Annotated in this window: 8 protein-coding genes; 1 reads left to right on the top strand and 7 read right to left on the bottom strand. The window is 67.4% G+C overall.

Translation table 11 applies throughout. The annotated features are described in order from the left end of the window. Positions 1-5: 5 nt before the first annotated feature. A complete protein-coding gene (locus DCO49_RS09365) occupies positions 6-1472 on the bottom strand; it encodes a DUF2235 domain-containing protein (RefSeq protein ID WP_116863813.1) in 1467 nt (488 codons plus the stop codon). Positions 1473-1698: 226 nt separating this feature from the next. Here DCO49_RS09365 and DCO49_RS09370 point away from each other — a divergent pair, with 226 nt between their 5' ends. After that, a complete protein-coding gene (locus tag DCO49_RS09370) occupies positions 1699-2952 on the top strand; it encodes a zinc-dependent metalloprotease (RefSeq protein WP_116863814.1) in 1254 nt (417 codons plus the stop codon). A 93-nt stretch (positions 2953-3045) separates the two neighbouring features. On the opposite strand, the gene lpxH is transcribed toward DCO49_RS09370, so the two are convergent. From lpxH to ppx, 6 genes are all read right to left on the bottom strand, one after another. Further along, the gene (gene lpxH / locus DCO49_RS09375; RefSeq protein WP_116863815.1) at positions 3046-3792 is read right to left on the bottom strand and encodes a UDP-2,3-diacylglucosamine diphosphatase; all 747 of its coding nucleotides are present in this window, start codon (positions 3790-3792) and stop codon (positions 3046-3048) included. An 81-nt stretch (positions 3793-3873) separates the two neighbouring features. Then, on the bottom strand, positions 3874-4413 hold the full coding sequence (locus DCO49_RS09380) for a phosphatase PAP2 family protein (RefSeq protein WP_108767881.1): 540 nt from the start codon (positions 4411-4413) through the stop codon (positions 3874-3876). Beyond that, positions 4394-5539 carry a glycosyltransferase family 1 protein gene (locus tag DCO49_RS09385; RefSeq protein WP_116863816.1) on the bottom strand — a complete coding sequence of 382 codons (1146 nt, stop codon included), beginning with the start codon at positions 5537-5539 and terminating at the stop codon, positions 4394-4396. The genes DCO49_RS09380 and DCO49_RS09385 overlap by 20 nt, the downstream gene beginning before the upstream one ends. Before the next feature lie 123 nt (positions 5540-5662). After that, positions 5663-8584, bottom strand: a complete 2922-nt coding sequence (locus tag DCO49_RS09390) for a TonB-dependent receptor (RefSeq protein ID WP_116863817.1) — start codon at positions 8582-8584, stop codon at positions 5663-5665. A 324-nt stretch (positions 8585-8908) separates the two neighbouring features. Further along, the gene (locus DCO49_RS09395; protein WP_116863818.1) at positions 8909-11815 is read right to left on the bottom strand and encodes a TonB-dependent receptor; all 2907 of its coding nucleotides are present in this window, start codon (positions 11813-11815) and stop codon (positions 8909-8911) included. A 352-nt stretch (positions 11816-12167) separates the two neighbouring features. Next, complete coding sequence (gene ppx, locus DCO49_RS09400) at positions 12168-13694, bottom strand: exopolyphosphatase (protein ID WP_116863819.1); 1527 nt, start codon at positions 13692-13694, stop codon at positions 12168-12170. Positions 13695-13912: the final 218 nt, after the last annotated feature.

Genomic DNA, 13912 nt, shown 5'->3' on the forward strand with positions numbered 1-13912 from the left:
GCGTGTCAGGCGTTGGGCAGGACCACGCGCTTGCCATTCACCGTTGGCCGGTTGATGTAGAACAGCCCGGGCCCGGGGCGATAGGGCAACTCGCTCACGCCGGCGTCGGCGGCATAGGTCAGCGCGGTGTCGCCCAGGGCATCGAAGTTCCAGTGCGCCGACTGCATCAGGTAGCGGCGGCGCAGCAGCGCTTCCTGGGTCGGGGTCAGTGCCTGGCCCTCCAGCAGCCGCCGCGCGATCGGCTGCAGTGCAGCGGGCAGCGCCCATGCCGCCACGTCGGCGGCCTCGGCGGTCCACTGCACGCCGGCGTCGCAGGCCTGCCGCTGCATCACCTGCAGGGCGATCAGCTGGTAGCGCCAGTCGATGGGCCGGCGCAGCACCACCGCTGCGGTCACGTACAGCACCGGGGTCAGCAGCACGCTGCGGCTGCCGGCACGGCGCTGCTGCTGCCACTGGTGCCAGACATCCACCCAGACCTCCTTCTCATCCACGCCCAGCTGCTGCCGCCAGCGCTCGGCATCGGCCTGTGCTTCGGCATACACCGTGGTCGCCTGCAGCTGCGCCAGTGAAGGTGTCTGGTAGTCGGGCACCGGCGGGCGACGCAGCTGCTGCCGGCGCGGACGGCTCAGCAGCTTCGGACCTTCCTCGGTCTGGTCATAGCCACCGCCGATGTTGGCGTGCACGCCGGGCAGCACGATCTCGGCATGCCCCGGTGCCACCGTGGTCAGCGGGTAGTGCTGGCGGTGTTCATCGCGGGCCACCAGCTGCACCACGCGGCCAGCGATGCCCGCAGGCAGGGCCAGCTGCGGCTGCTCGTCGGCGCGGCCGCCGCTGACCGCCACCACCGTGTCGAACAGGCCGATGAAGCGCAGCGCCGGGCGCTGCACCGCGAAATCCACCGCGCACGGCAGGCCCGCCTGCAGCAGCAGCTGACGCCAGCGCGCGCCGTCCCAGCCGCGCAGCTGGTTGGCGACATCGCGCGCGGCCGCCGCGCCACGCGAGTAACCGAACAGATCGACCTGCACGCCGTGCAGCGGGGTGTGCTGCCTGGCAGCGAGTGCGGCCAAGGCAGCCGGCAGCAGCACCTGCAACGCGCGCTGCACCTTGGCGCGCACGCCGCTGGCGCCCACGCCGAACGCCAGTCCGATCAGGTCATCCTCGGCATCATCGCGGGTGCCGACGCCTTCGATGTAGATCGCCAGCGATGCGTCGACGCCGGGCGTGCGGCGGCTGTCCGGGTACAGCTGGTACAGCCGCGTGATGTTGGTGGTGCCGTTGTCGTAGCTGCTGGTCAGCCGGCTCTGGTAGGTCGAGTCGTCGTCGGCACGCAGCAGGGCAGGGCGCGGCTGCGGGGCCTGCGGGCGCCCGCGCGCGAGGTTGTGCGCGTTGTTGCGGGTGCCGTCGAAGAACAGGCCGATGCGCAGCACGCCGGGATCGGCGTGGGTGTCTGCCTGGCGCTGGCCTGGTGCCATGTGCATTCCCCGTCGTGGCCACGTCACGGTGGCGCGAAAGCTGCGTGTTGGCGAAGTGTACTGCCGCTTTTTACCTGACTGAACGCTGTTGCGCTCCATCACAGATCCGCATTCCCACAGGCATCTTCTATTGAATTCACATGCGCCGGACGGGCCGAATGGCCAGACCCGGCAAACCGGGTCGTGATGCATCAAGGCTGTCCACCTCACTTCAGGAGCGACCAGAATGATGTCCAGATCGATGGGTAGAAGGGCGGTTGGCGTGTTGTTGGGCCTTTCGGTGGCGGCGGCGGCCAGTGCCGCGCCGTTGTTTGAACCGGTGACCATCCTCAGCCGCGCTTCGGCCGGCAGTGATCCCGCGCTGGCCCGGCTGCTGTCCACGCCGTCCACCGCCACCGTGCAGGAAGTACGCATCGATGCGGCCGCCATCGCGCAGCCGCAGCTGGAATTCGAGCTACTGGGGCAGAAGGTGGTGGCAACCCGCAGCAGGGTCGAGTCACTGCCCGATGGTGGCAGCGTCTGGTATGGCCAGATTCGCGCGCCCTCCGACCGCCTGCAGAAGGCCACCTCCAACGGCCAGGACGATCCGGGCAATTCGCTGATCGTGGTGCGCTCGGGCAATACCCTCACCGGCTCGATCCGCAAGGAAGGCAAGCTGTACCGCCTGCGTCCGCTGGGCGAGCGCCACATCCTGGTGGCGGTGGATGAAACCCGGATGCCGGCCGATCATCCGGCCGACTACAACCAGCTGCCGAAGATTCCGATGGGGGACAGTGAACGCCTCGGCATCGCCCAAGCCTCGTCGGGCACGCCGGCCACCATCCGTGTGCTGGTGGTGGCCACCAATGCGGCGGTGGCGGCCTACGGCGGCAACATGCAGTCGCTGGTGCAGCTGGCGGTGGCCGAGTCCAACCAGGGCTATGCCAACAGCAACGTCGGCATCACCATGCAGCTGGCCGGTTATGAAACCACCAGTTACACCGAGTCGGGCAACTTCACCACCGACCTCACCCGCTTCCGCAGCACCAGCGACGGCTACATGGACAGCATCCACGCCAGCCGCAACTCCACCACGGCGGATGTCGGCGTGCTGCTGATCAACAACACCAGCTACTGCGGCCTGGCCTCGGGCATCGGTTCAACCGCGGCGACGGCGTTCGCGGCGGTGTACTGGGACTGCGCGACGGGCTACTACTCCTTCGCCCACGAGATCGGCCACCTGCAGAGTGCCCGGCATGACATCGCCAACGATCCGAGCACTTCGCCGTATGCATTCGGCCACGGCTACCGTTACGAGCCGGCCAGCGGTACCGGCTGGCGCACGATCATGGCCTATGACTGCACCCGTGGCTGCCCGCGCCTGAACTACTGGTCCAACCCGAACATCAGCTACAACGGCATCCCGATGGGCATTGCCAGTTCGGCCGACAACCAGCGCGTACTGGTCACCACCAAGCAGACGGTGGCCGGCTTCCGCTGAGGCGGTTACCGGATGGCACCCGCCGACTAAGGTCGGCGTCTACCGGCCTGCGCGGTCTGGTAGATGCCAACCTTGGTTGGCACCGGCCGTCCGTCATTCGCGCTTGAGCGAATCCAGGCGCCAGCCGTCTGCGTCCACGCGCAGGACCGAACCCTGTTCGTACCAGTCGCCCAGCACGATGCGGGTGCAGCTGCGGCCACCGGCCTGCAGCGTGTGGATGGCCGGGCGGTGGGTGTGGCCGTGGATCATCGTGTCCACGCCATGGCGCGCGAAGGTCGCCTCGACTTCGGCCGGGGCCACGTCAGTGACCGTCTCGAACTGCGCGCGGTCACCCTGCTTCATTTCCGACTGGCGTGCCTGGCTGGCATCGCGCGCCTTCTGCGCGAAGGCGATGCGCGCGGCCAGCGGCTGCGACAGGAACTGCGCCTGGAACACCGGGTCGCGGGTCTGCGCGCGGAACTGCTGGTAGGGGATGTCATCGGTGCACAGCAGGTCGCCGTGCTGCAGCATCACCGCACGGCCGTACAGCTCGATCACGCACGGGTCGGGCAGGATGCGCAGGCCGGCGCGGCGGGCGTAGTCCTCGCCCAGCAGGAAATCGCGGTTGCCACGCATGAAGAACACCGGCACGCCGCTGTCGGACAGCACTTTCAGTGCATCGGCCACCGCATCGGCGGCCGGCGAGGGCGTGTCATCGCCGATCCAGGCTTCGAACAGGTCGCCCAGGATGTACAGCGCGTCCGCGCCGGGCGCGTCCTCGCGCAGGAAGCGCAGGAACAGGTCGGTGATGGCTGGACGGCTGGGGTCCAGGTGCAGATCGGAAATGAACAGCGTCGTCATGCGGGCATTCTAGGGCATCGGCTCGCCGCGTCGGGCCGGGGTCAGGGCCCTTTCCGCAGGAAAGGGATCCGACCCCCGGAATCATACCGGCAGCGGCAGCCAGGCCAGGCTGGCCGCGGCCAGCAGCGCGGCGATGCCGGTGGCGGCCAGCACGTCGCTCGGGTAGTGCAGGCCCAGCACCACGCGCGACAGGCCCACGCCGAAGGTGAAGGGCACCAGCAACGGCGCCAGCCACGGGTAGTAGGCCAGCGCCACGATGGTGAACGACACCGCGTGCAGGGTGTGGCCGGAGGGGAAGCTGAACTCGTCCAGCGGTGCCACCCATGCGCGGATGCGCAAGTCGGCCGCGTACGGCCGCGGGCGCCGGGTCCACCGCTTCAGGCCCTTGTACAGCAGCAGCGCGGCCAGGCCGGTGGCGGCCATGTGCACCGATGCGCGCAGGCCGTCGAAGCCATCGACCAGCACCAGTGCACCCATCAGCACGTACCAGAACACGCCATCACCCAAGCGGCTGATGACCGAGAACAGGCGGCGCACGCGGCGGCGCCGGCAGTAGTGGTTTGCCCGGCGGCACAGCCGTGCTTCGCGGCCGGCCAGTCCTTCAAGCGGCGTCGTACGCATGTCCGCTCCTCCGTGCCTGGGCCAGTTCGGCCAGCAGCGTTTCGAATTCGGCCACCACCTGCTGCGGGTGCAGGCGCTTCATCGCGCGGGCGGCGTTGCTGCCCAGTTCGCGGCGCAGCGCATCGTCGCTGGCCAGCTGCACGGCCGCCTCGACGAACGCCTCGTCGGTATCCACCGCCGCGCCGTTTTCACCATTGCGCAGGTACTCGCGCGCGGCGCCGTAATCGAAGGCCACCGTGGCCAGGCCGCAGGCCATGCTTTCCAGGGTCACGTTGCCGAACGTCTCGCTGCGGCTGGGGAACAGGAACAGGTCGCCGCTGGCGAAGTGGCGGGCCAGGGAATCGCCGCGCTGGATACCGCAGAAGATGAAGTCCGGATTCTCGTGCGCCAGCTTCTCGCGCGCCGGGCCGTCGCCGACGAACACGAAGCGCGCTTTCGGCCGCACCTGCTGCAGGCGGCGGAAGGCCTTCACCGCCAGCCCGAGGTTCTTCTCAGCGGCGATGCGGCCGACGTAGATGGCGACCAGGCCGTTGCCATCGACGCCCCATTCCTCGCGCAGTGCCGGGTCGCGCCGGGCCGGGTCGAACTGCTGGCTGTCGACGGCGCGGGCCAGCAGGCGCACCCGCTCGAAGCCTTGGTCGGTGAGGAACTGCTGCAGTTCGCGGGTCGGCACCAGGGTGGCATCGGCCTGGTTGTGGAAGCGGCGCATCCAGCGCATCGCCGCCGTCTGCAGCCAGGCCACGCCGTAGTCGGGCAGGTATTCGTCGAAGCGGGTGTGGAAGCCGGTCGCCACCGGGATGCCAAGGCGGCGGGCGGTGCGCAGCGCCGACCAGCCCAGCGGGCCTTCGGTGGCGATGTAGACCGCATCGGGACGGTGCTGCTGCCAGTGCCGGCCGAGCCGGATCGGCGCGGGCAGGCCGAAGCGCAGGCCGGGGTAGCGGGGCAGGGCGGCGCCCGGCACCAGCAGCGTGCCGGGCGCCGAGTCCAGTGCTTCACTGGCCTGTCGTGGACGGATCAGGTCGACCTCATGCCCGGACGCGCGCAGGCCCTGCTCCAGGCCCTGCACGGTGAGCGCGACGCCGTTGACTTCCGGCGGATAGGTCTCGGTGACAATGGCATGGCGCATGGCGGGCCTCCGGTTTTCCGGCATGCTCGGCCCTGCCCATGTAGTGGTTGTGACCACATTGCGACCGTCGGATGACGGCCCCGCCGGCCGCCGAAGCACGGCCCCGAAGAGCCGTGCCGTGGATCAGAAACGCTGCTGGTACTTCATGTAGATGAAGCGGCCGATGTCGTAGCCACCGTAATAGGAGAAGTTGGCGCTCGGCTGGGTGTACATGATCGGGCCGTACTTCTCGAACACGTTGTTGGCACCGACCGAGACGGTGGCATCCCACGGCAGCGAGTAGCGGACCTGCACGTCGTGGAAGGTGGTCGAGCCGCGGCGGTTGTAGTTGCGCACGCCGCTGTACCACGGGGCCTGCTGGCCCGGGTGCGAGCATTCGTCGGCATGCAGACGCGGGCTGAAGCACTGTTCCTTCACCGCCGAGTAGTAGCGCAGGCCCCAGTTGATGCCGAAGTTGCCGCGCTCCCAGTCCAGCGAAAGGTTGGAGCGGGTGCGGAAGCCGATGCCGCTCGAGCCAGCCAGGCCGTTGCCGGGTGTCGGCACCACGTCCATGTCATTGGTGCTGCGTTCCAGCGAGGACACCACGTAGGTGCTCTTCCAATCGGTACGCAGGGTGCCCCAATCGGTCTCCCAGCGATGACTCAGTTCCAGGTCATAGCCTTCGGTTTCGCGGAAGCCGCTGTTGCGCACGCCGTATGTCAGCGTGTCGACGATGCCCAGCACCGGGTCGCGGGTGAAGCCGGAACAGCGCTCGGCGATGCCCAGTTCATAGCAGTCGCGCAGCATGTCGTTGGGGTGGTCGGCGACGATGGTGTTGTCGATGCGGATCTTCCACCAGTCCAGCGCGACGTTCAGACCGGGCGCGAAGCCCGGGCTCCAGACCGCGCCGAGGGTGCGGCTGGTGGCGGTCTCCGGCTGCAGCTCCGGGTTGGAGCCATTGGTGAACGGCAGCGGGGTCTGGCCACTGCTGCTTTCGATGGGCACATTGCCCTGGCCCAGCTGGCGGTAGGTGTCGGCGTTGGCGATATCGGCCGCGCAGCGTGCGCGCACGGCCGGGCTGCTGGCGGCCGCGCCGTACACCGTGTCACAAGGGTCGCGGAAGCCGGTGGTGAAGGTCTGCGAACCGCCGCCATACAGGTTGGCGATGGTCGGCGAGCGGAAGCCCTGTGCCCAGGTGCCGCGCAGCAGCACCTGCTCGATGGGCTTCCAGGTGAAGCCGAACTTGCTGTTGAGGGTGTCGCCGAAGGTGCTGTAATCCGAATAGCGGGTGGCGGCATTGACGTTGAGCTCGTGCACCGCGGGCAGGTCGCGCAGCAGCGGCACGCTCAGCTCCAGGTAGGCCTCATCCACCCGGTAGCCGCCGCCGGTCGGTCCTGCGGCAAGGTTGGTGGTGGCGCCGGTCTGGGCCAGCGGGTCGGGAGTGAAGCGGCCATCTTCGCGGCGGCTTTCGGCGCCCAGGGCGAAGCCGAGTTCGCCGGCGGGCAGCGTGGCCACGCTGCCACTGAGGTTGGCGAACACGTTGCGGCTGGTGGTGCGGCCGCGGCTGGTTTCCTCGGGGAACAGCCAGTCGCGCAGCGCGGGGTTGCCGGCCAGGCTGTTGGGATCGTCGCGGCCCGCCGGCACCAGCGGATTCCACGGAATGCAGCCGGCAATCGATGCACCCGGCACGCCGCACTCGACTTTGCCGGTCGCCGGGTTGAGCCACGACGGGCCGGTGGCATCGGCCACGCGCTGCTTGTGCAGGTCACCCTTCGAGCGCTGGATCAGTTCGCTGCGGTTGTACTGGTAACCGGCTTCCCAGTCGAAATCACGCCCGCCGAACTCGAAGTTGCCCTCGAAGGTGGCCACGCCCTGCCAGGTGGTCAGCTCGCTGGTCGTCATCCGCGGCACTTCCCAGGCACGGCGGTCCCAATGCACATCGGTGGGCGTGCCGTAACCATGGTGGTTGCCGAACGGGTTGAACCAGCTGTCCTTGGACAGCGGGGTGATGCCTTCGCGCTGTGACTGGAACGGGTAGCCGGCAATCTGCCGCGTGGCGGTGCGCTTGTTGTAGGCCAGCTGCGTGTTGAAACGCACGTTGTCGCTGAGGTGCGCACGGGCATCGACGAACACCGAGTCACGCTTCAGCGGCGTGAGCAGGTGCATCTGCTCGGCGGCATTGCTGACATCACCGGTGAACGGGGTCGGGTCGAACAGGTGGAAGCTGCTGCCGTCGATCGGGTTGCCGCCGCGGTCCAGCGAATAGGCGCAGCCGCTGCGGCTGCCACAGCCCGGGCCGTTGAAGCCGACGATGCGGCCCCACTGTCCCACCGGGGTCCAGCCATCGGCGGGATGGCGGTCGGTGTTGGTGTAGGCGCTGAACCAGCGATCTCGGGCCCACACGCCTTTCTCCTCGACGTGTTCGGCGGCGAGGGTGATCGAGGCGCGGTCATTGGACCAGCCAGTCACTACGTCGTACTGCGTGCGGTCACCATCGCCCTGGCTGTACTGGCCCCGGTAGACATTGACGGTGGTACCGCTGACATCGCGGCGGGTGATGATGTTGACCACGCCGGCCATGGCATCGGAGCCATAGATGGCCGATGCGCCGTCCTTCAGCACTTCCATGCGTTCGATGGCCGAAACCGGCAGGCTGGAGATGTCCTGGTAGCCGCCGGTGGTCATGCCCAGGCGCTTGCCGTTGACCAGCACCAGCGTGCGCTGCGCGCCGAGGTTGCGCATGTCGACGTAGCTGCCGCCGGACGCTTCGCCTGATGACAGCGGGCTGGAACGGCTCAGTGCCGGGCTGCCCATCGCTGTCAGGTTCTGCAGGATGTCAGCCACCGAATTGAAGCCCTGGCGTTCGATGTCGGCGCGGCTGATCGACAGAACCGGTTGCGCGGTCTCCAGGTCGACCTGGCGGATGCGCGAACCGGTGATCTCGATGCGATCCAGCGTGGTCGGGGCGGCGGAATCCTGGGCCAGTGCGGGCAGGGCGGCGGCGGTGCCGGCCGTGGCCAGCGCACAGCGGATCGCCCAACCCAACGGGGAGGTGTTCGGCGTCATGCGGTCTCTCTCTCTATGTGTGGAAGCGGACACCCGAAGCGCGGGCCTGTCCGGCCGCCACGACCTGCGTCGCGACGGCATCCCACTAACGCGCAGGGTTCAAATTCCGTAAAGGCAGAATGCGACCACTGACCGCACCGAGGCTGTCGTGTTCCGCGTTACCTACGCAGGTTCAATGCCTTGCGCGCGCTGCAGCGCAGAAAGTCAGGCCCGGAAAGAACACGAAGCCGCCTCGCCAGCCCAACGCAGAGCAGTTCATTGGCGACAAAAAAACCACGGCCCCGAAGGGCCGTAGTCATTCAACAGATGCGATGACGCGATGGATCAGAAGCGCTGCTGGTACTTCATGTAGACGAAGCGGCCGATGTCGTAGCCACCGTAGTACGAGAACACCGAGTTCGGCTTGGTGTACATCACCGGGCCGTACTTCTCGAACACGTTGTTGGCACCGACCGACACGGTGGCATCCCACGGCAGGCTGTAACGGAACTGAACGTCGTGGAAGGTGACCGAACCACGTTCGTTGTAGTTGCGGGTACCGGCGTACCACGGTGCGCGCACGCCCGGATCGGAGCACTCGTCCGGATGCGCGCTGAGGCTCAGGCACTGTTCCTTGACGCCGGAGTAGTAACGCGCGGTCCAGGTGACGCCGAAGTTGCCCAGGTCCCAGCCCACGGTCAGGTTGGAGCGCACGCGGAAGCCGCTGCCGATGCCGTTGGTCGGGGTCGGCACCACGGTGGTGTCGTTGGTCGAACGGAAGATGTTCGAGCTGACGTAGGTGGTCGACCAGGCGCTGCTGAACTTGCCGTACGAATCGGTATCCCAGCGATAGGTCACGTCCATGTCGTAACCTTCGGTTTCCAGGAAGCCGGCGTTGCGGTTGCCGTAGGTCAGCTTGTTGACGATGCCGTTGACCGGATCACGCGTGAACTGTGCGCAGCGCGAGGTCACGCCCTGCTCATAGCAGTCGATCAGGATCTGGTTCGGGCTGTCGGCAACGATGGTGTTGTCGATGCGGATCTTCCACCAGTCCAGCGAAGCGTTGAAGTTCGGGATGAAGCTCGGGCTCCACACCAGGCCCAGCGTCTTGCTCTTGGAGGTTTCCGGCTGCAGCAGCGGGTTGGAGCCGCTGGTGAACGGCACCGGGGTCTGGTCGGTGCTGCTGGTGATCGGCACCAGGCCCTGCTTCAGCTGGCGGTAGTTGTTGGCATCGGCGATGTCGCGGGCGCAGCGGGCACGCACTTCGGCGCTGGTGCGCGAAGCACCGTACACGGTGTCGCAGGGATCGGCGTAACCGGTGGTGAAGGTTTCCGAGCCGCCGCCGTACAGGTCATTGATGGTCGGGGCGCGGAAACCCTCGGCCCAGGTACCACGGACCAGCAGCTGGTCCAGCGGCTTCCACTTGAAGCCGAACTTGCTGTTTAGCGTGTTGCCGAAGGTGTCGTAGTCGGAGAAGCGGGTCGCTGCGTTCAGCGTCAGCTCCTTCGCGCCCGGCAGGTCGGCCAGCAGCGGCGCATTCAACTCCAGGTAGGCTTCGTTGACGCGGTAGCCGCCGCCGGTCGGGCCCGAGGCCAGGTTGGTGGTGGCGCCGGTCTGGGCCAGGGCATCGGGAATGAATTCACCGGTTTCCTTGCGGTTTTCCAGGCCGAACGCAAAGCCCAGGTCACCGGCCGGCAGGGTCACGATGCTGCCCGCGATGGACGCGAAGAAGTTCTTGCCGACGGTCTTGCCGGAGGAATCCTCGGCCGGCATCAGGTAGTCGATCAGCGCCTGGTTGCCGGTCAGGCCGTACGGATCGACCACGCCGGCGGCGATCAGCGGATTCCAGACCATGCAGTTGGCGATCGGCGCCGCAGCGGTGCCGCACTCGACCTTGCCGGTAGCGGCGTTGTAGTACGACGGGCCGACCGCGTTCTTCACGCGTTCCTTGTGCAGGTTGCCGGTGGCGTGCTGGCGCAGCTCGTTCTTGTTGTACTGGTAGCCCACTTCCCAGTCGAAGAAGCGCTCACCGATATCGAACGAACCACCGAAGGCGGCCACGGCACGGTAGGTCTTCAGCGAGCTGTCGCTGACGCGCGGCACTTCCCAGGTGCGGTGGTTCCAGGCCACGGCGGTCGGGGTGGCGTAACCGTGCTGGCTGCCGAACGGGTTGAAGTAGCTGTTGACCGACATCGCGCCGATGCCGGCGGTGGACGACTGCAGCGGGTAACCGGCGATCTGGCGGCTCGAGTCACGCTTGTTGTAGCCCAGCTGCGTGCTGAAGTGGATCGCGTCGGTGATGTTCAGGCGGCCATCGACGAACACCGAATCCCGCTTCAGCGGATAGTTCAGGTGCATCTGCTCGTTGGTGTTGCTGACATCGCCGTCCGGGGCATTCGGATTGGTGATGTGGTAGTTGGCCGGGTTCAGCGGGTCACTGCCGCGGTTGAGCGAGTAGCCGCAGCTGGCGGTGGCGCAGCCCGGGCCCTTCAGGCCGGTGATCTGGCCGTACTGGCTGACGGTGGTCCAGGCTTCGGTCGGATGGCGGTCGGTGTTGCCGAAGGCGCTGAACCAGCGGTCCTTGGCCCACACGGCCTTTTCTTCGGCGTGTTCGGCCGAGATGGTGATCGAGCCGCGGTCGTTGGACCAGCCGGCGACCACGTCGATGCGGTCACGGCCGCCGTCGCCTTGGCTGTACTGGCCGTGGTAGACGTTGGCGGTCACGCCGGACACGTCATGGCGGGTGATGATGTTGACCACGCCGGCCATGGCGTCGGAGCCGTAGATGGCCGAGGCGCCGTCCTTCAGCACTTCGATGCGCTCGACGGCCGACACCGGCAGGGTCGAGATGTCCTGGTAGCCGGAGGTGCTGATGCCCAGCCGCTTGCCGTTGACCAGCACCAGGGTGCGCTGGGTACCCAGGTTGCGCATGTCGATGTAGGTACCACCGGCGTTCTCACCGGCGGTCAGCACGTTGGCGCGGCTGATGGTCGGGCTGCCCATCGCGGTGACGTTCTGCAGGATGTCGGACACCGAGGCGAAGCCCTGGCGTTCGATATCGGTGCGCGAGATCGCCAGCACCGGGTTCGCGCTCTCCACGTCGACCTGGCGGATGCGCGAGCCGGTGATTTCGATGCGGTCGAGGGTCGTTGGGGCGCCGTCCTGGGCGAATGCAGGCAGCGCAATCGTTGCGGTGCCGACGATCAGGGCCTGGCGGATCGCCTTGCCCAGCACGGTGGAGCGTGAAGTCATCGCGTCTCTCTCTCTCTGTGAAGCTGCGGGCGCAGAGCCAAAGGAGCCCTGCAAATAGCGGTTCGGGTCGAAGCGACTGAGCCGGTGACTTCGATTTATTCTCGTTCGTTAACCAGATGTAAAGGGGTTGTGGCCAAATGTGTCAAAAGTTGTCGCGCGGCTTTCATCTAAACTTAATAAAAGCAAGGCCTTAGGGTCATGGTGCTGCCGCCAGATTCAGCACAGTCCCATAGCCTGAATGCCCATTCAGTTTAAAAAATGCGCAAACGCGGACGCGAAAACGGCCCCGTCAGGGGCCGTCGTCAGGTCGGGATGGGATGCCGCAGTGGCTGGCGATGCCAGGCCGCCGGGGTCAGGCCACGAAGGGGCGGAACTGGATGCCCAGTCCGGCCAGGCCCTCGGTCTCGCCGATCAGGTCGGCGCGCAGCAGCGGCCGCGGGTCGATGAAGGCCTGCGGCACGATCAGCGACAGGCGGGTCTCGTCGGCGGTCAGTTCCAGCTTCGGCAGCGGCGCGTCTTCGTGGGCGCGGTTGAGCAGCACGGCCAGCCGCAGCAGGGCGGTCAGGCGGCGCGCGGTCAGCAGCAGGCGCTCGGGCAGGGCATCGAAGGCCGACTTGCCGACGCTGCGCCGGTGGCTGCGCACCAGGGCGGCCAGCATCTGCTGTTCCTGCCGCGAGAAGCCGGCGATGTCGGAGTTCTCCAGCACATAGCTGCCATGCACGTGGTAACCGCTGTGGGCGATCATCAGGCCAAGCTCGTGCAGGCGCGCGGCCCAGCCAAGCATGCGGGCGTCGTCGGCATCCAGCTTCCAGCGCTCCTGCACCTGCTCCAGCAGCGACAGGGCGGTGTCCTGCACGCGGTCGGCCTGCACGGTGTCGATGCCATAGCGCTGGGTCAGCGCCGCCACCGATTCGTCGCGCGGATCGTTCTCGCCGGCACGGCCGACGATGTCATACAGGATGCCTTCGCGCATGGCGGCCTTGCTGACCAGCAGCTTCTCCAGGCCCAGCGCCTGGAAGGCGGCTTCCAGCACCAGAATGCCACCAGCGATGATCGGCCGGCGGTCGGCGGACAGCCCGGGCAGCACGATGTCGTCGATCTTCTTGGCCTTCAGCAGTTCGTCGCGCAGCTGCGGCAGGGCTTCGGCGGTGATCGCGCCCTTGCTCAGCTTCATCGTGGCGCAGATCTCGCTGATCGCCTTGTGCGTGCCCGACGAGCCCAGGGCTTCCTGCCAGCCCAGCGCGCGGTACTTGCTGGCGAACGGCTGGAACTCACGGCCGATCTCGGCCAGTGCGTCCTTCCAGCGCTTGCGGCTGAGCTTGCCGCCGGGGAAGAAGCGACGGGTGCTGGCGATGCAGCCGGCCTGCAGGCTCTCGCGCTCGAGGGTCTGCATGCCCTTGCCGATGATGAATTCGGTGGAACCGCCGCCGATGTCGATCACCAGGCGGCGCTGGTCGGCCTTGGGCGGCTGTGCATGGGCCACGCCGAGGTAGATCAGGCGCGCTTCTTCGCGGCCGCTGACCACTTCGATGGCATGGCCGAGCGCGGTTTCGGCCGGGACCAGGAACGACTGCGGCGAACGCAGCTGGCGCACGGTGTTGGTGGCCAGGGCGCGCACGCGGTGCGGGGGCACGTTGCGGATGCGCTGGCCGAAGCGGGCCAGGCATTCCAGCGCGCGCTGCCGTGCGGCGGTGGACAGGCCGCCCTTGCCATCCAGGCCATCGGCCATGCGCACGGTTTCGCGCAGGCGGTCGATGACGCGCAGCTGGCCGAGCGTGTAGCGCGCGATGACCATGTGGAAGCTGTTGGAGCCAAGGTCGATGGCGGCCAGCAGGTCGCCATCCTGCAATGGGGGCGGAGTCGTGGTGGTATGCGGCATGGGCGAATGTTAGCCGAAGGGGCGGTGTGCTCGTCACCGCGCGGCCTTCACATTTTGTAGGGGGAGTGCGGCAGGGCTGCGCCCTGCACCTGCAGAGGCCAGGGCAACGTCAACGGCAAAGGGCTGCATTCCGTGGGATGGCGGGGTGGGTCCGATGTCAGGGGACGCCGTGAACCCGTCCATGGCGGCTTGGTCGCGGCATCCATGCGGCTCACACC

Source organism: Stenotrophomonas sp. SPM, from assembly GCF_003105135.1.
Taxonomy (GTDB): Bacteria; Pseudomonadota; Gammaproteobacteria; order Xanthomonadales; family Xanthomonadaceae; genus Stenotrophomonas.